Below are 16,966 nucleotides of genomic sequence, written 5' to 3' on the forward strand. Positions count from 1 at the left end.
TGCATCCGCGCGGGCCGGAGGCCATCCTACTGCTCGGACGAGGCAAAGTGATCGGTGAGCCCAATTCGGCGAGTCCAAGCCAATTAAACGTACGACAATACGAAATATCTCTTGCGCCGTCAGGCAAGTCATTCGTTCAATAGCTACGCGAAGCGCTCCCTCTGGGAGCTTTTGAATGCCTGACGAACGATCGGAACTTATCGCGATCTCAAAGCTGAATGGCGATTTTCGGAAAACCGCTTCGCACTTTTCCGGATCATGCTCTAGGCGCGAAACCCGAGCCTCGCCGCCAATACGGCAAACTCACCGCCGACAGCACACACAATTGCCGATTTAGCGCTATCTTGAATTGAGCATCCTCACCACGCCTCTCATGGAGTCCAGGTGCGGTCGCTACGACTGCAAATCACTTCACGCGCAAAACTTCACTCATCCAATTTCTTGCTCAGTTCAGGATCGAGCTTGTTCCGCTCGACCGTCTGATAGAACGTGATGGGTCTGCATTTTCCATCGAAATCCGCGAGGACGATGGCCGTCCACGGACTCGTGGTGTCGCCCGAATTGTCGCGGAGCTCCGGCATGACCTTGCGAGCAGCGATCACATACCAAGCGCGACCAGCCGCTGCGGCCTTCGCAGCCGCAGCGAACTCATCCAATATTCCACGCAGATTCTTGCGCATTTCTTCTTCATTGTCCCCGCGGAGGTATTTTCGAGACGACTTTCCCGCCTCTCCGTACTCATGATGAATGTTCAACTGCAGTCGGGCATCGTCCACTTCGATCTTGGTCACCCGTATCGCCGCTCCGCCTTCGCGAAGATAGTCGCGCACCCGGACGTCGCAGGCCAAAAATCTGTCCGCAGGGGGCTGAGCGGCGCTAGCTGCAGGGGGCACCGCGGCAAGTGCCCGCGTGTTCTTTTTTCGAGGAGCAGCGTCCGCAGGCATCGTGGCTATGGCGGCGCCGAGGAGCGCCGCGGCAAGTACGACGGGAAGAGAGGCGTTCATGAGTGCGCTGCCAATGCGGTATTTCCAAAACGCACTGACCGCAGCGTTGGTTCCGCGGCCCGGCCAGGTCGGAGCGGTGCTCAAGGCCGGGAAGCGGCGGAAGCGTCTCGGGAACTTTTTCCTCGAAACAGCCTTGTTTAGTATTGTTCTACAAGAAGGGACCTCACGGGACGGTTTTTTTGACCGGCAGCAGGTCATGGACTCGATTCTCATCAAGATCTTCGCCACGGCGCTGGCCTTCAGCCAGGTCAGTACCCGGCCGGATGGGGTCAAGACGGAGTTTGATGCGGTACGTGACCGCTCCGAGGTGGCGGAGCTCTTGAGTGCCGGCTGCGCCCACATGCGCAAGGCTTTCGACATCGAGGACATCAACCTAGACGATCTGATTGCCACCGCCATGGACGACAAGGAGGCATTGAGCAGCGAGATCAAGGCACTCAAAGGACTGAAGCTGGCCGACCTCCACGTGGCCTACAGGCAGTTCTGCAAGGTCGAAAAAACGGAAGAATCTCCGGTCGATCTTGGTCAGGTCATCACTTTCTACAACAGCGCGGTCAAGGATCTGCCCGACGTCGCGCAGCTTAAGCACCTCAGGCTTCCTGGCACCAGCATAGTCCTCGACAGCAGGAGCGAGCGTCTTGCTGAGATTTACGTCCCGAACAATCGCCGCATCTGGGTCAAGCTTGCGGATATCCCGGAAGCAGTGCGCAATGCATTTGTCGCCGCCGAGGACAAGCGCTTCTTCCAACACACCGGCATTGACGAGCGCGGACTGGTCCGCGCCTTCATCGGCAACTTCACGCACCCGGGACGGCCGCAGGGCGGCTCGACCGTTACGCAGCAGGTCGCCAAGAACCTGCTGGTGGGCAACGACATCACCTACGAAAGAAAACTGCGGGAAATGATCGTAGCCTCGCGGATGGAGCGCGCCCTGACCAAGGCGGAAATCCTCGAACTCTATCTCAACTCGATTTATCTCGGTCGCGGGGCCTGGGGCATCGAGATGGCGGCGCGCAGCTATTTCGGCAAACCAGCCAAGGCGCTCTCCGCAGTCGAGGGCGCGCTGCTCGCAGGGCTCGCCAAGGGACCGAACTACTTCAATCCCGACCACCACCATGAGCGCGCGCGCGAGCGCCTTGCTTACGTGCTGGCCCGCATGCAGGACGACGCCATGATCGACGCCGCCGCGGCGCAACCAGTATTGCCGCAGCTCGTCGAGTACCGGCCGACGCGCCTGGACTTTGGCTTTCACTTCGTCGATCACATCGCGCGCGAGGCAAAGGTGGTCGCGGGCCTCGATAGTCTCACCAGTTCCTCCTACACGGTGCACTCGACCGTCAACTCGGCCTTGCAGCGCGCAGTTGAGGCAACATTGCAGGAAGGCCTCGCGCGGTACGAGCTGAACAGCGGTCGTTACAAGTTCGAGGGACCCGAGGCGAACATTTCCGATGCTGTCCGTCAGATTGCGGCAAACCTGACGGTAACGGAACCGGCCTGGCTCGTGGCGTTGAAGACGACGCGGCTACCGCTCTATGACGTTCACTGGGAAGCGGCGGTCGTCCTGGAGAATACGCGTGGCAAGCGCGGCGATGCGATCAACGTCGGTCTGACCGACGGAAGCATCCTGCCGCTGAACACCTGGAGCGCCGCGACCCGGCGCGGTCTCAAGCCGTACGACGTGGTCTATGTTCAGGTGGGCGAAGCCAAGGGCAAGCAAGTGGCGCGTGCCGATCTGCGCATTCGACCGACCGTGCAGGGAGCGGCGCTTGTACTCGGGAACGAAACGGGCCGCATTCTCGCGATGGCGGGCGGCTTTTCGTATCCGGCAAGCCAGCTCAACCGCGTCGTCCAGAGCCTGCGGCAACCCGGCTCCACCTTGAAACCGCTGACCTACCTCGCCGCCCTACAAAAGGGACTGCAGCCCAACACGCTGGTGATGGACGAACCCATTACGCTGGCACCGATCGGCGCGACGGGCTCCGCGCGCCAGCGCGGTTTCTGGTCGCCGAGGAACTACGACGGCGGCGCTTCGGGCGCCATTACGCTGCGGCGTGCGCTGGAAAACTCGCGGAATCTCGCCACCGCGCAATTGCTCGCGACCGGCCTCGACGACAGCGCCGAGCACGGCCTCGACCGGGTCTGCGAGCTCGCGATGGAAGCGCAGCTCTACAAGGAATGCATGCGCTATTACCCGTTCGTGCTCGGCGCCCAAACCGTGCGGCTAATCGACCTTGCGGCGTTTTATGCAGCGATCGCCAACGAAGGCGCACGGCCCCAGCCCCATGCGATCGAGACGATCGAACAGGACGGCCGCGCGATCTACCGGCGCGATCCGCGTGCGGTGGACTGGATCGGCTCCGCCGACCGCGCATCGTTTTACCAGTTGAAATCAATGCTTCAGGGCGTGCTCGCTCGCGGAACCGCGCACACGGTGAAGCATCTCTCGCCCTATGTCGGCGGCAAGACCGGTACCACTGATAATTGGGCCGATGCCTGGTTCGTCGGTTTCACCAATGACGTCACCGTCGCGATCTGGGTCGGCTACGACAACGGCGACGGGGGACGCCGCACCCTCGGGCGTGGCCAGACCGGAGCAAAAGTGGCGCTGCCGATGTTCGAGCCGATCGTGCAGGCAGCATGGGAGCTGCACGCGCCCAAGACGGTGTTGAACGGCCCTTCCCGCGAAGCCATGCATCAGCTCGTTACTCTGTCGATCGATCCCTATACTGGCGATCCCGCACCGGCCGGCTCCGGGCGCGCATTCACCGAGTACTTCAAGCGGGATCCGTCAGGCAGAACCAATGATACGCAATTTCGGATCGTCTCGCGTGCGGCAAGCTACACCGGGCCATTCCGGCAGTGGTCCTACGACAACCACCCTTACGGCGACAACCAGCCGCCCTTTCCGTACCCGACCTGGCGTCTTGGTCCGCGCGAATATCCCTCCTGGCGCGGATATCCCGATGCCGAGGATCGCCTCCCGCGACCGCCGCTCCGAGTCGATCCCGATTATTTCTGGTGGCGGCTAAATTGAGCATTGACGCCCATGAGACTCCACTGTGCCGCTGTCCTCATCGCCGCCTGGGTGGCCGCTTGCACGGGCGCGGCGGCGCAGAAATTCCAGCTGGAGGACGTGCCCGCAGCCGCCAGCGTTCCGATCGCGCAGATCAAACCGCGCACCGTCATCTTCGCCGACCAACGCAACGATAAGCTCGCGGACTCCTCGAGCGGACTCATTCCTTTCGAAGATTGGGCTCGCTCGCGCCCGGTTCAGCGGCGCTTTCTCTCGCTCTTCCCAGGCTTCGTTGAGCCCACGCTCAACCAACAAACGAAGCTGAAGCTCTCGGTCTACCTGGGAGAAGCGCGGTTTCGACTTCCAAGACCGGCAGCCACATTGGATCTGTCGCGGTATGCGAATATCGCGTTCCTCGAGCAGATCGATCCGGCGGTCAAGCACCGGCCGATCGTGGCGGGGGATGCTATTCCCAACAAGGACGGGGTCGCCGCGCACAATCGTCCGCCGGATCGCCGCTGGTGCGCGGACGCGAAGGCAATCTGCGCGCAGTCCCGTTACATGTTCGAAGGGAAAATTCCGGCGGGCATTCAGCTTGCCAACAAGCTGCGCGACGAGAGCAAAAAGCCAATTCCGGATTTCATCGAGTTCCAGAGTGAGATCATGTTGATCACGCAGCCGCACCTTGCCGAGCTGCCGGGCCTGACAGAGCTCGACACCACAGTCACCAGCGCGCTCGAGCAGAACATCTTTTGGGTCAACCAGGTTATCCAGTTCGGCAAGCTGCTTGCGGTTCTGCAACGGCATCCGACCGAGCCGGAAGCCGCCATCGCGACGGTCTACATCCTGGTTGCGGTCAGGAACGACGTGCTGAACAAGCAAAGGGAATATAGCAATACACCCATGCTGCGCAATCTCGTGCCGGCGCAGCTGCTGATGGGCAAGAGCTCCTTCAACAGCGGTGATTCGCTGAGCGCCGGCCTGCCGAAGTACGCCAGAAGCCGCATCAAGGCGATCGCCGACATGATGGGCGGGAATGAGCAGGATTAGTCGATCATGGGGCTGGCACTCCCGATCGGGACTCCGATCGCGGAATATCGTGCAGGTTGGCGCGCCACTCGGAACAAAAATGCGAACTCTTACATGATTGAAATTGTTGTATGATCCAGCGGTCGCCGACAGACGACCAAGGCACTGGCTCGAAGGCGGCTCGAGACGCTTGCGGAGCCGGAAGGAATGGAAGGAGAAAAAAGGAGGTTCGCATCATGGTTGCCAAGGACGTGATGTTCGCAACTGAAGCGCGCGAACGGATGCTGCGGGGCATTGATACTCTGGCAAGTGCCGTCAAGGTCACGCTCGGCCCCAAGGGACGCAATGTGGTGATCGAAAGACCGTTCGGTGCGCCGCGCATTTCCAAGGATGGCGTTACCGTCGCCAGGGAGATCGAGCTGGAGGATAAGTTCGAGAACATGGGCGCCCAGATGGTGCGCGAGGTCGCCTCCAGGACCAGCGATATCGCGGGCGACGGCACGACGACCGCAACCGTGCTCGCACAAGCCATTGTCAAGGAAGGCGCCAAGTCGGTCGCCGCCGGCATGAACCCGATGGACCTCAAGCGCGGCATCGATCTCGCGGTGGACGCGATCGTCAACGACCTGAGGTCTCATGCCAGGAAGGTGACGGCCAACGAAGAGATCGCTCAGGTCGCCACCATCTCGGCGAATGGTGACGCCGAGATCGGCAAGTTCCTCGCCGACGCCATGAAGAAGGTCGGCAATGAGGGCGTTATTACGGTGGAAGAGGCAAAGAGCCTCAGCACCGAACTCGAAATCGTCGAAGGCATGCAATTCGACCGCGGCTACATCTCGCCCTATTTCGTCACCAATGCCGAAAAGATGCGGGTCGAGCTCGAAGACGCCTATATCCTTGTCCACGAGAAGAAGCTGTCCACACTTCAGACCGTGCTTCCCCTGCTCGAGGCGGTGGCGCAATCGGGCAAGCCGCTCCTGATCGTTGCGGAGGATGTCGAAGGCGAAGCGCTTGCAACGCTGCTGGTCAACAAGCTGCGCGGCGGCTTAAAAGTCGCCGCGGTGAAGGCGCCGGGATTCGGCGATCGCCGCAAGGCGATGCTGGAAGACATCGCGATCCTCACCGGGGGCACCGCAATCTCCGACGAGATCGGCGTCAAGCTCGAGAATGTCGCGCTCGACACGCTCGGGCGCGCCAAGAAGATCATTGTCGAGAAAGAGAACACGACCATCGTCAACGGAGCCGGCGCGAGAAAGGATATCGAAGCGCGCATGACGCAGATCAAGGGCCAGATCGAGGGCACGACATCGGACTACGATCGCGAGAAGCTGCAGGAGCGCCTGGCAAAGCTTGCCGGCGGAGTTGCGGTGATCCGCGTCGGCGGCGCAACCGAGATTGAGGTGAAAGAGCGCAAGGACCGGGTCGACGACGCCCATCATGCGACGCGCGCGGCGGTTGAGGAAGGCATTCTTCCCGGCGGCGGGGTCGCCTTGCTGCGAGCGCAGAAGGCGCTTAGGGGTATCAGGACGGCCAACTCCGATCAGAAGGCGGGCGTCGAGATCGTGCGCCGTGCGCTCCGGGCGCCGGCATGCCAGATCGCCGAGAACGCGGGCGAAGATGGCTCGCTGATCGTCAACAAGGTGCTCGAGAACGACAACTACAATTGGGGCTTTAATGCCGCGACCGGCGACTACCAGGACTTGGTGAACGCCGGCGTGATTGACCCTGCGAAGGTCGTGCGCACCGCCTTGCAGGATGCCTCCTCCATCGCTGCGCTCCTGATCACGACGGAAGCACTGGTCGCCGAAAAGCCGAAGAAGACCGAGACGCATGCGCCTATGCCGCTACCCGACTTCTAAGGAGCGATGAATTTCGAATGAAATCCTTGTCGTGCTTTGGTTCTGTGCTCGGGCACGATCGTCTCGGAAAGCCGCTTCACACTTTTTTCGGGCCGTGCTCCGACGGTAACGAGCCGCTGGCTGGCGGCTGCAGAACGCGATTGCGAGGCATATTGCGCCGGGATCTCGGGATCGCCGCGATGGGTATTCTCAAAAGCTCAACGCATCCTGCACGAACCAGACGGGTGCCTGGACCTCAGGCTTGTTCTTGCAAAATTGCGGCACCGAGCTCATTGAAACGAAACAACTGAAAGATCCGCTGGCCATTGAAATCGAGTATCCTCAAGTCGTCTGTTTCGTGCAAATCGCTCTCGACCGCGTGGAAATGCCCACCATAGCGTTCCTTCGCGAGACCGAGCGGAACATCGAAGGCGACAAACTTGCCGATGCCCTTGGCCTTGAGCTCACCAAGGAGCTTGTCATCCAGTAGTTCGTGGGATGTGAGGACCAGCAACGGACCGCTGGCCGTGAGCAACAGGAGTGACCTCATCGATTAACTCCCTTGGTTTCACCAGCATCGCCGGCGGGCGAACCATATCGCAGTGACCGTCGCGCTGGTGCTCGTCGTCGAATACATAAGGCCGGGAATGACGACTGAGAATAGGAGCGCGGCAGGTACTCGACTAGTGATCTGGTGCTCTAACCCGGCTTGGGCCCGCGGCTGCCAGTCAGGCGTTCGGGTTGTCCTCACCGCCTCCGATCTCGCCCTGCTATATTGAATGCACCGTCACCGAAATTACCCGCGTTCGCAATTTCCGGGTTGGAGGCAGGGTCCAACTCAAGAAATTGACGCCCTAGCGGCCGGTGGAACGCCGGTTCATTTCCTCCAAAAGCTCGCGCATTGCATCGAACTGCGTGCCAAAGCCCTTCCAATCACCTGACCGCAATCGTTCAACGGCCTTATTGTAGCGATCGAGCGCGTCCCTTGCCTGACTCGTCGACGGGCCTGTGACAGGTATTTCCTCATTCGTACTCGAGACCGGCCGCGCCGCGCCAGGCTCGACGAATAGAGCCGACAAGGCCTCGCCGAGCGTCTCCTTCATCACCACATGTTCGTCATAGGCCGCGATCACGCGTTTCAGCTCCGGCAAGTGCCCGTACTCCGCGCGCAAATAGAGCGGCGATACGTAAAGGATCGAGTTCTCAATCGGAATCGCCAGCAGGTTCGCCCCACGTATCACCCGCGAGCCCATCTGATTCCACAATGTTAGCTGTTGCGATATCTCCGTGTTCTGATTGATCCGCGCCTCGATCTGGAACGGCCCGTAGACGAGCTTCTCCTTCGGGAATTCGTACACGATCAGCTTGCCGTAGTCGGGCGCGTCACAACGCGCCGCAAGCCACGCGATCATGTTGTCGCGGCGGCTCGGCACCATCGGAACCATGAGGAAGAACTCGGCCCGCGCCTCGCCGGGCAACCGCATGATGATGTAATAAGGGCTCATCACCGAGGTGCCGCCGCCGCTGCCCGGCTGGCGCGGGAATTGCCAGAGATCCTCGCGATTGTAGAACACTTCGGCGGCCTCCATGTGGTAGGCTTGGAACAGCCGCGCCTGAATCAGGAACAGGTCCTCCGGATATCGAATGTGCTTCTGCAAATCCGCGGGCATCGCCGCGAACGGCTTGAACAGCTGCGGAAAGATGCGCGCGTAGGTCGCGGCAATCGGGTCCGCAGGATCCATCAAATAGAAATCGACGGTCCCGTGATAGGCATCGATGACGACCTTCACCGAATTCCTGATGTAGTTGAGATCGAAATCATGCACGGGCGGCGTCGACGGAAAATAGGAACTCGTCGTATACGCGTCCTGCATCCAGAACATCCGCCCGCCGCTGATCACCAGATAGGGATCATGATCGAGCCTCAGGAACGGCGCGATCTCGGGTACCAGCTCCCGAATATTGCGCCGGATCATGATCCGGCTCTCCGGCGTGATGTAGTTCGAGAGCAAGAGGTTCGGGTCGTTGAAGTAGTACGCGAACAGCGTTCGCCACGCCACTGAGCCGATCGGAATGCCGCCGGCGCCCTCATACCGCGCATAGGCGTTGTCCTTGCCTTTCGGATAATCAAACTCTGGCGCACTTCCCTTGACGATGACGTAGTCGTCGCTCTCCTCGCCGTAATAGATGCGCGGCTCGACGATCCTGGGGCCTCCGTCCGCAACCGGCGGAATGTCCTGCAAATAGAACAGCGGCAGCCCCTCAGTGCTCTTGCGGGTGACTGGGCTCATCACCGCGCCATTGCCGTGGGTGAACAGCACGTGGCGGTTGACCCATGTCTGCGCATTTGGCGGCAACAGCGAGGAGCGCAGCTCGCGCGCCGAAAGCATCACACTCTGGTAGGAATCGTCGAGCCAGTAGCGGTCAACGTCGAGATCATGGAATTTGTAGTAGGTGCGGATCTCCTGCAGCTGCGCGTAGGTATCCGACAAGGGCAGCCAGTCCCACAGCCTGATATTATCGATTGTCGCCTTGTTGGCGTCGAGCGTCCTGAAGGTGAGCTTCTGTTCGGCGGCAAAGGGCTTGGTTACGATCTTGTCGAGATCGTACGCCTGCCGGGTGAGCGCGATATTGCGCTCGATGTAGGGCTTCTCCAGCTCCAGCTCGCTTGGTTTGACGACGAATTGCCGGAACAGCGCCGGGACGATGCCGGACAATGCCAGGGCGCCGGTGACGACGAGCATGACCGCCGCCGCCGGAAGCCGGTAGCTGCGCGCCCGCACATTTGCCCACGCGACGAGCGCCGCGATGATCGAGAGCCCGATCATGAGCCACAGGGCCGGCAACCCCACTTGGACATCGGTGTAGCTTGCGCCGACGACGACGCCGTTGTCGCCGTAGAGCAGCAGATAGCGGTCGAGAGCGTAGGACCAGGCCTTCACCGCGAAGAGAAGACCAAGCAATGCCGAACCGTGGGCAATCGCCATGGGCGACATCGACCGGTGATGAACGTCGTATTCGATATCGCCGCGAGCCCAATAGATTGTTGCGGCGAAGAGCGCGCTCAGGACCAGTGTAAGCAGCATCCAGTTCTTGACCAGAACATAGGCGGGCAGCGAGAACAGGTAGAAGCCGAGGTCCTTGTTGAAGAGCGGATCGTCTGCGCCATAGAGCGCCTGATAGAGATACCTCAGGAAGATGCCCCAATAGCCGACTTCGGCCGCCGCGACGAGCAGCGCGAGCAAGGCTGCCCCGCCTGCGGCGATCGCGGGCCACGGCAGTCGATCGAACAACTGCGCAAATGGATCCGGCGGCGCGCTGCCCGCGACCTGCCCGACGGAAGCCGCGGCAACCTGTGTCGACCGCTTGCCGGCCAAACGCAGCGCGAGCCACCCGTTCACCCCGAGGATGAGGGCCGTTGCCGTCCAGACCGTAGCCAAGACGGCGGCTTTGGCGCCGATTGTTGTCCAGAAGACCTGCACATAGCCGACCGACGAAAACCACAGCCAGTCGACCAGGAAATCGCTCGCGAGCGCGAGCAGGATCAAGCAGATCACAGTGACAATGATCGCAACGATCAGCCTGACCACGCCACTTTGTCGTGGTGCCTTCCGTTCGGGTCCGGTAATCCCGATCGTCATGGCGGCAATCATAGCGCAAATGAGGGGCGCCCGCCCGCTTGATTGGGACCGGGACAACACGGAGTGCAAAGCGGCCGGCGCGAGGTCACGCTCCCGCGGCGGAGCCGCGTCGGACAAGGTTATGAAATGGCGCGGATTTGGCACGCCATTCGGAATAAAGCTGTGAACTCTTATATCATTGAAATTACGCCATAATTTTATCTCCTGCCGTGGCTTACCTACCGATTTCCCCGTGGTAGGCAAGGGCGTCCACTCCCGGCGCAATGGTTTTTGTGAGCGGAAACGTAAAAGCCTCCGGAGGACATCCCGGAGGCTTTTTCTGGAGATCATTGAAGTTCGCTTCGCTTTCCTTCCTGGTTTTGGTGATTTCTCAGGCGATTCACCGGTTGCGTTGAGCGTGGAGTAGCACCGTGAGGCTATGTTGATCCTTTAGCTCGTAGAAGCACCGGGCTTTGCGATGCTCGCCTGCAATGGCAGCGTTACGGTGCTGCCGCTCGCGTATTTCTGGTCGCGTAGTTGACGCCCGCCAAGAAGGTCAGGTTCTTAACGGGGGTCCAAGAGGTGTAAGAGCCGACGCTCAACGTCACGCGATGCGAAGTCCTCCGGCGGCAGATGACTTCGCTCGATCTCTCGACCAGCTCGGTCGTCTTTGCCAAGCTACGAAGGTGCATAGCCGCACGCGCACCCAAATCAGAATCAATGGGACCGCGGCAGAGAGAGAGAGAGAGTCAGTCATTCCCCCTTAAAAGATAGGGCGTTTTCGGCATCGTCAGACAAAAGTCCACTGTTCGAGCTACGACCGGAAAATGAGTTTTCCGCCTCCTTGTTTCGTGAACCCGGCCTGACTATCGAGTGGAGTTGGCCGCAACGCGACGACGCACATGCAATGGCGATACTTGGTGCTGCTCGACCGGTGATACTGCTCGAAGGTCGAATTTCAGACTGGGTTGATGCTTAGCGCGCCATTTCGGACCAGGGCCACGCATGTAGTGCAACTCGGGCCGGTAACTGTCTCGCACGTCCAAAATCAAGTTGCGAACAACGCTCGCAAAGTCGGAGGCTGACTCAGCCGTCCTGCAAGCAAAAGCTGACAATGCGATTGCATCCATGATTCTCATCGCTGGAACTCCTCGATTGTTGCTCGATAGATCGGGCGATTGACAGCACCAGCGTAGTCACGAGAGAACAACCAAACCATGGCACAGAGGTCGATCGCGCACAGTACATTGTCTAAGAATGAGCAAACCTAAGTTTAGGCCTGCCTACTCGTGCCTTCTCGCTTCAAACCGGTGCTTTTTCCCGGCTCGGACCTGCCAACATGCGGCGGGCCGCATGGTTCGCTGTTGACCCGCGCGACGAAGTACGGCGACGCGTCCCCGCGCCGACCTAGATGTGTTGTTATCGGGACCGTCGCAGCATCTCATGGGCTGCCCCTAAACCAAGGGATAGCGGGCTCCACCGGATGATGCAGTGCGTGCCTATCTCCGTAAGGGTTTGACCCTACCGTCGTGCAATGGCTCCAGCAGACGGAGGATGCTACGGATCAAAATCGATCCCAGGAAGATGCAATGCAGCGGAACCGGACCTGACAGCCGGCAGCTGCAAGACGAGGTCGGCGGCGTAGCGCCCGCCGGCCTTTTTCTTGATCAAACGGCGTGCTGCGCTTCTCGACATTGTGGTGATCCGCGCCTCACCGGCTGCGCGGCGAAACTGAAGCGCGGGTCGAAACAATTCGCGAACTCCCCCGACTTGAAGTCATTCGGCCGCGAGCGCGTAGGGCCGCCGCGGCAAGCCGAGGCGCTTCCACCCATCGACCGACGCCTCAGCGAGCGCATCGACCAGTGCGTCATCGCGGTAAGACGCTGGCGCAATGCGCAGCGTTCGGCGCCGCCGTATTGCAAATATTGGTCACAGGAAAACTGAAGGGAAGTCTAAACCGCGCTCAGTCGATCTATCGGCAATGAATGCTGCCGCAGACTGCATCCGCGCCTTGATTTTCGAATGGCAGAGATGTCCAACCGCAGCAATATTCCACGCCGTTATGAAAACTATTTATGCCAGCTATTGGAAAACCTCGCCCCACGCTGCGATTAATCGGTACGGCTGTCGGAGATTCCATCGAGCGACACCCAGCGAAACCTCAGTCCGAACTCGATCTCCCCGAATATGCCGCTTCGGCGACTTGATCCTGCCGAGGACTTCTAATGCGTGGGTGCATCGGCTCGCCGCTCACTCCCAACGGGCTCAAGAGGCATCCATGGCTTTCACGTTAAAGATCAACGGCACATCCCATAAGCTCGACGTTGATGGCGACATTCCGCTGCTGTGGGTGCTGCGCGACGTACTCGGCATGACCGGGACCAAGTTCGGCTGCGGCCAGGCGCTGTGCGGCGCCTGCACGGTGCATGTCGACGGTCAGCCGGTCCGCTCCTGCCAGACGCCGGTCGACAGCTTCGGCGACAGCGCGATCACAACGATCGAGGCGATCGGCCAGGCGCCACAAGGCGCGGCCTTGCAGACGGCGTGGCTGGAGCTGGAGGTAGTGCAGTGCGGCTACTGCCAATCCGGCCAGATCATGTCGGCGGCGGCGCTGCTGAAGGACAAACCGAAGCCGACGGATGATGACATCGACGCTGCCATGTCGGGCAATGTCTGCCGATGCGGCACCTATCAGCGCATCCGCGCCGCGATCAAGCACGCTGCAGGAGTTTGAGATCATGGATGAGCTTGTTTTGAAAGAGCAGATTGGCGACGAAACAGCGATGTCGCGGCGCGCCCTTCTTCAGGGTACAGGCTTGCTGCTTGGTTTTGCGCTGACCGGTGCAAACACGGAGTCTGTCTTCGCGGCGCCCGCTTGGCAGGTGGTCGAAGACGAGGTCACGGGGACTTTCGCGCCGAACGGATTCATACGGATCAATCCAACCGGCGCCGTGACTCTGGTCATTCCGATGATCGAAATGGGACAGGGGGTTTACACGTCGCTGTCGATGCTTCTCGCTGAAGAACTCGAAGTGAAGCTTGACCAGATTCAGGTTCAGCATGCGCCACCAAATCATGCGCTTTACGTCAATTCGATCATAGGCATTCAAAATACAGGTGGATCCGCCTCTGTCCGTGCCTTCTGGACACCGCTGCGTCAGGCGGGAGCAGTGGGTCGTAGTCTGTTGATTGCGGCAGCCGCAAAACACTGGAATGTCGATCCAGCGACTTGCCGTGCCAAGGATGGCGTCGTGTTTGATGTATCCGGCTCGAAGCATCTGAGCTACGGCGAGCTTGCGAAGGCTGCGGCGAAATTGCCTGTGCCGCCTGCGGAAAATGTCAAATTGAAGGATCCGAAGGATTTCACCCTGATCGGCACGCGTGCCAAGCGTGTGGATTCAGCAATAAAGGTCGATGGGCGCGCGCTCTACGGCATCGATACGCGACTGCCGGGTATGAAGGTTGCGGCGGTTGCTATTTCGCCCGTGCTCGGTGGAAAAGCGAAAACGGTGGACGAGAAGGCCGCTCTAGCGGTGAAGGGCGTCCGGAAGGTCATCAATATCGGTGAAGCGGTTGCCATGGTAGCGGATCACATGGGGGCGGCGAAGAAGGGACTCGAGGCCGCTAACATCACGTGGGACGACGGACCGAATAGCAAAGTCAGCAACGCCGATATCGTCAAGCAATTGGAGGAGGAATCCACAAAGCCGGGCGCTGTTGCCCGTAACGTCGGTGATGTGCGGAAGGCACTTGCGGAGGCAGCGCAACGGGTTGACGCCATCTATCAAGTGCCTTTCCTGGCGCACGCGGCGATGGAGCCGATGAACTGTACCATTCATCTGCAGAAGGATCGTTGCGACATTTGGGTCGGGACACAGGCGCCTACGATCACGCAGTCTCAGGTGGCCGAACTCACCGGCCTGCCAAAGGATGCGATCGAAATCCACAATCATCTGATCGGCGGTGGCTTCGGCCGAAGGCTGGAAGCCGATGGCACGATCCTCGCTGTCAAGATCGCCAAGCACGTTGACGGCCCGGTGAAGGTGATCTGGAGCCGCGAGGAAGACATCCAGCACGATATGTATCGGCCGTACTATCTCGATCGGCTGTCGGCCGGACTTGATGCGGCCGGCAAGCCGGTTGCTTGGACGCATCGGATCGCCGGCTCCTCAGTCATGGCTCGCTATTATCCCCCTTACTTCAAGGACGGATTGGACCCCGATGCCGTCGAAGCGGCGGCCGAGCCGCCCTATGCGCTGCCCAATATCCACGTCGACTTTGTCCGGGTAGAGTCCCCTGGAGTCCGGACGTCTTGGTGGCGTGGCGTCGGACCGACTCACAATGTTTTTGTGGTCGAAAGCTTCATAGATGAGCTCGCGTATGCCGCGAAGCAGGATCCTGTCGCCTATCGCAAGGGATTGCTTGGCCATAATCCACGAGCGCTTGCTGTTCTGTCGCTTGCTGCGGAAAAAGCAGGGTGGGGATCACCACTTCCCGCACGGCATGGCCGCGGGATTTCGGTACAATTCGCATACGGAAGCTACACGTCGCAGGCCGCCGAGGTCGAAGTAGCGCCCGACGGCTCAGTCAAAGTCACTCGGATCGTATGTGCGATTGATTGCGGCATGTACGTCAATCCAGATACGATCGAAGCACAGATTCAAGGTGGAACGCTTTTCGGGCTGACCGCTGCGCTCCATGGCTCGATCACCTTCAAGGATGGCCGCGTCGAGCAGAGCAATTTCGACACGTATGTGCCGATGCGTATCGACGAGGTTCCGCTGGTGGAGACGCACTTGATCAAGAACGCGGAAGCTCCAGGTGGCGTTGGTGAAGCTCCGACAGCCATTGTCAGTGCGGCGGTCACCAATGCGATCTTCGCCGCGACCGGCAAGCGTGTGCGCAGCCTGCCAATCGATACAAGTTCGCTGAGGTCGTCGTCTTAGTCCTTTCCCGTCGTCCCGCGAGCGTCGCAATGCGCAACGGATGTCGGTCAGGCACAGCATAACAACCATGGGAACGTTCGCATTCTCTGCTCGGAAGAAATCACTTCTCGGAAGGACGCCGTCACGCCTTGCAAACCGGATCCGTTTCGGAGCTGACATTTGGGGCTCCCTAGATTGGACCGGCAACCCAACCAGGGCTGCCTGGTTCGCTTCAGGTCCTAATTTCGTCTAGTGGCAGGAGACGAAGTTGAGTGCTACGAATGAGCAAGGCGACGCCCTCGCTGATCCTTGGCGAACGGGCTTCGGAGCACTATCGGCACCGGTAGCCGAGCAACAAAGGGCTACTACAAATGCACGCTTCGAAAGCTATTCCAAAGCAGGTCCTCGTCGGGCAGAACGCTTCACCGCCCGCGGGCGCCACTGTCAAGTTGTCTACAACAGACCTCAACAACTTGATGCTGGCGCTCTCCATCGATGTCGTCGCGCTGACCGAGCTACTGGTGCCGCGAGGCCATCGGGTGCAATTCGGGACGATTGACGTACCCGGGATCCATTACAATTTGAGTGGCGTAGGACGCATGTCTATCAACGGCGGACCCGAGATGCCGTTGAGCCCTCATTTGCTCATCATCGTGCCGCCAAACGCTCCGTTCACGATCGAGGTCGACGGTGGAAGTGGCCCACCGAAGCTCATTTCGAGAGAGTGCTGGACTCGTCAAGACGGCATCCTCCGCGTCGCAATGCCGAATGAGAAGCCCGAAATCATTCAGATATGCGGCTTTTTTAATGCATCCTTTGGTCAGTCTGTCAGGCTGTTCGGAGAACTCCGCGAACCAGTGATCGAGCAGTTCGAGCCAGCGGACAAGATCGATCTGAAGCTTCGCGAGGCTATGGACGAGCTGCTACAGCAAGAGGTTGGCGTTGGCGCCATGACAGCATCTCTGCTCAAGCAAATTGTTGTCTCGTTAGTGCGACGGTCCCTCAGATCATCCCAGCGTTGGACTGAGCGATTCTCGATACTTGCCGACAGGCAGGTCACTCGTGCTTTTGCAGATATGGTGGCGCGACCAGGAGCCGCCCATTCAGTTCAAAGCCTGGCCCATAGTGCAGGATTGAGTCGTTCGGCGTTCATGGCGCGTTTCTCGGACATTTTTGGACAGTCCCCGATGGTCGTCTTGCGAGACTTGAGAATGCGCCAGGCCGCGATCAACTTGACGACAACGACGATGTCGATCGAAGTCATTGCTCTTAATGCGGGGTACGAGAGCCGTTCAAGTTTTGTGCGAGCTTTTCGCAAGGCGTACAATCGAGATCCAAGTGAGTATCGGCGGATAGCCAAGGAGGGCAAAGCCCGGAAGGGCATCTGAGAGTGAAGTGCCGATAACGAGATTCACAGGGCCAGGTGCGACTGCGCGGACGATAGCACGAACTTCGTCCACGCGCCCAAGCCGCGAAGAGCATCCAACCGGCGCCGCCTCCCCCTGGCCAGCGCGGACGGGAGACCGCGGCCATCGCT

General features: G+C 59.9%; 10 protein-coding genes. 7 read left to right on the forward strand and 3 right to left on the reverse strand.

Annotated elements, in window-relative coordinates; genetic code table 11:
* Window positions 1-425: 425 nt before the first annotated feature.
* Window positions 426-1,004, reverse strand: a complete 579-nt coding sequence (locus RX327_RS35270; protein ID WP_028337052.1) for a hypothetical protein — start codon at window positions 1,002-1,004, stop codon at window positions 426-428.
* On the opposite strand from RX327_RS35270, the gene RX327_RS35275 reads away from it, so the two are divergent.
* From RX327_RS35275 to groL, 3 genes are all read left to right on the forward strand, one after another.
* Window positions 1,003-4,038: a penicillin-binding protein 1A gene (locus RX327_RS35275; protein ID WP_244482279.1), complete on the forward strand. Its 3,036-nt coding sequence runs from the start codon at window positions 1,003-1,005 to the stop codon at window positions 4,036-4,038. The genes RX327_RS35270 and RX327_RS35275 overlap by 2 nt on opposite strands.
* Before the next feature lie 12 nt (window positions 4,039-4,050).
* Window positions 4,051-5,067 (forward strand): hypothetical protein, encoded by a 1,017-nt coding sequence (locus RX327_RS35280; RefSeq protein WP_050385590.1) that lies wholly within the window; start codon window positions 4,051-4,053, stop codon window positions 5,065-5,067.
* Between the two features lie 215 nt (window positions 5,068-5,282).
* Window positions 5,283-6,905 carry a chaperonin GroEL gene (groL, locus tag RX327_RS35285; protein ID WP_050385589.1) on the forward strand — a complete coding sequence of 541 codons (1,623 nt, stop codon included), beginning with the start codon at window positions 5,283-5,285 and terminating at the stop codon, window positions 6,903-6,905.
* A 235-nt stretch (window positions 6,906-7,140) separates the two neighbouring features.
* On the opposite strand, the gene RX327_RS35290 is transcribed toward groL, so the two are convergent.
* Window positions 7,141-7,434, reverse strand: coding sequence for a hypothetical protein (locus RX327_RS35290; protein WP_028337056.1), 294 nt, complete (start codon window positions 7,432-7,434; stop codon window positions 7,141-7,143).
* A 304-nt stretch (window positions 7,435-7,738) separates the two neighbouring features.
* The gene (locus tag RX327_RS35295; protein ID WP_050385607.1) at window positions 7,739-10,525 is read right to left on the reverse strand and encodes a UPF0182 family protein; all 2,787 of its coding nucleotides are present in this window, start codon (window positions 10,523-10,525) and stop codon (window positions 7,739-7,741) included.
* A 1,533-nt stretch (window positions 10,526-12,058) separates the two neighbouring features.
* Here RX327_RS35295 and RX327_RS35300 point away from each other — a divergent pair.
* From RX327_RS35300 to RX327_RS35315, 4 genes are all read left to right on the forward strand, one after another.
* The gene (locus RX327_RS35300) at window positions 12,059-12,448 is read left to right on the forward strand and encodes a hypothetical protein (RefSeq protein WP_152977708.1); all 390 of its coding nucleotides are present in this window, start codon (window positions 12,059-12,061) and stop codon (window positions 12,446-12,448) included.
* 334 nt (window positions 12,449-12,782) lie between these two features.
* Window positions 12,783-13,238 carry a (2Fe-2S)-binding protein gene (locus RX327_RS35305; RefSeq protein ID WP_317248632.1) on the forward strand — a complete coding sequence of 152 codons (456 nt, stop codon included), beginning with the start codon at window positions 12,783-12,785 and terminating at the stop codon, window positions 13,236-13,238.
* A gap of 4 nt (window positions 13,239-13,242) precedes the next feature.
* On the forward strand, window positions 13,243-15,450 hold the full coding sequence (locus tag RX327_RS35310) for a xanthine dehydrogenase family protein molybdopterin-binding subunit (RefSeq protein ID WP_317248633.1): 2,208 nt from the start codon (window positions 13,243-13,245) through the stop codon (window positions 15,448-15,450).
* A gap of 350 nt (window positions 15,451-15,800) precedes the next feature.
* Complete coding sequence (locus RX327_RS35315) at window positions 15,801-16,817, forward strand: AraC family transcriptional regulator (RefSeq protein WP_317248634.1); 1,017 nt, start codon at window positions 15,801-15,803, stop codon at window positions 16,815-16,817.
* The last annotated feature ends 149 nt before the right edge of the window (window positions 16,818-16,966 follow it).

This window comes from Bradyrhizobium sp. BEA-2-5 (assembly GCF_032918025.1).
GTDB lineage: Bacteria > Pseudomonadota > Alphaproteobacteria > Rhizobiales > Xanthobacteraceae > Bradyrhizobium > Bradyrhizobium pachyrhizi.

Bases quoted from the DNA above. Each gene is read 5' to 3' on its own strand.
- RX327_RS35280 (WP_050385590.1), top strand. From the start codon at position 4,051: ATGAGACTCCACTGTGCCGCTGTCCTCATCGCCGCCTGGGTGGCCGCT.
- RX327_RS35270 (WP_028337052.1), bottom strand. From the start codon at position 1,004: ATGAACGCCTCTCTTCCCGTCGTACTTGCCGCGGCGCTCCTCGGCGCC.
- RX327_RS35290 (WP_028337056.1), bottom strand. From the start codon at position 7,434: ATGAGGTCACTCCTGTTGCTCACGGCCAGCGGTCCGTTGCTGGTCCTC.
- groL (WP_050385589.1), top strand. From the start codon at position 5,283: ATGGTTGCCAAGGACGTGATGTTCGCAACTGAAGCGCGCGAACGGATG.
- RX327_RS35315 (WP_317248634.1), top strand. From the start codon at position 15,801: ATGCACGCTTCGAAAGCTATTCCAAAGCAGGTCCTCGTCGGGCAGAAC.
- RX327_RS35305 (WP_317248632.1), top strand. From the start codon at position 12,783: ATGGCTTTCACGTTAAAGATCAACGGCACATCCCATAAGCTCGACGTT.
- RX327_RS35295 (WP_050385607.1), bottom strand. From the start codon at position 10,525: ATGACGATCGGGATTACCGGACCCGAACGGAAGGCACCACGACAAAGT.
- RX327_RS35310 (WP_317248633.1), top strand. From the start codon at position 13,243: ATGGATGAGCTTGTTTTGAAAGAGCAGATTGGCGACGAAACAGCGATG.
- RX327_RS35275 (WP_244482279.1), top strand. From the start codon at position 1,003: ATGAGTGCGCTGCCAATGCGGTATTTCCAAAACGCACTGACCGCAGCG.
- RX327_RS35300 (WP_152977708.1), top strand. From the start codon at position 12,059: ATGCTACGGATCAAAATCGATCCCAGGAAGATGCAATGCAGCGGAACC.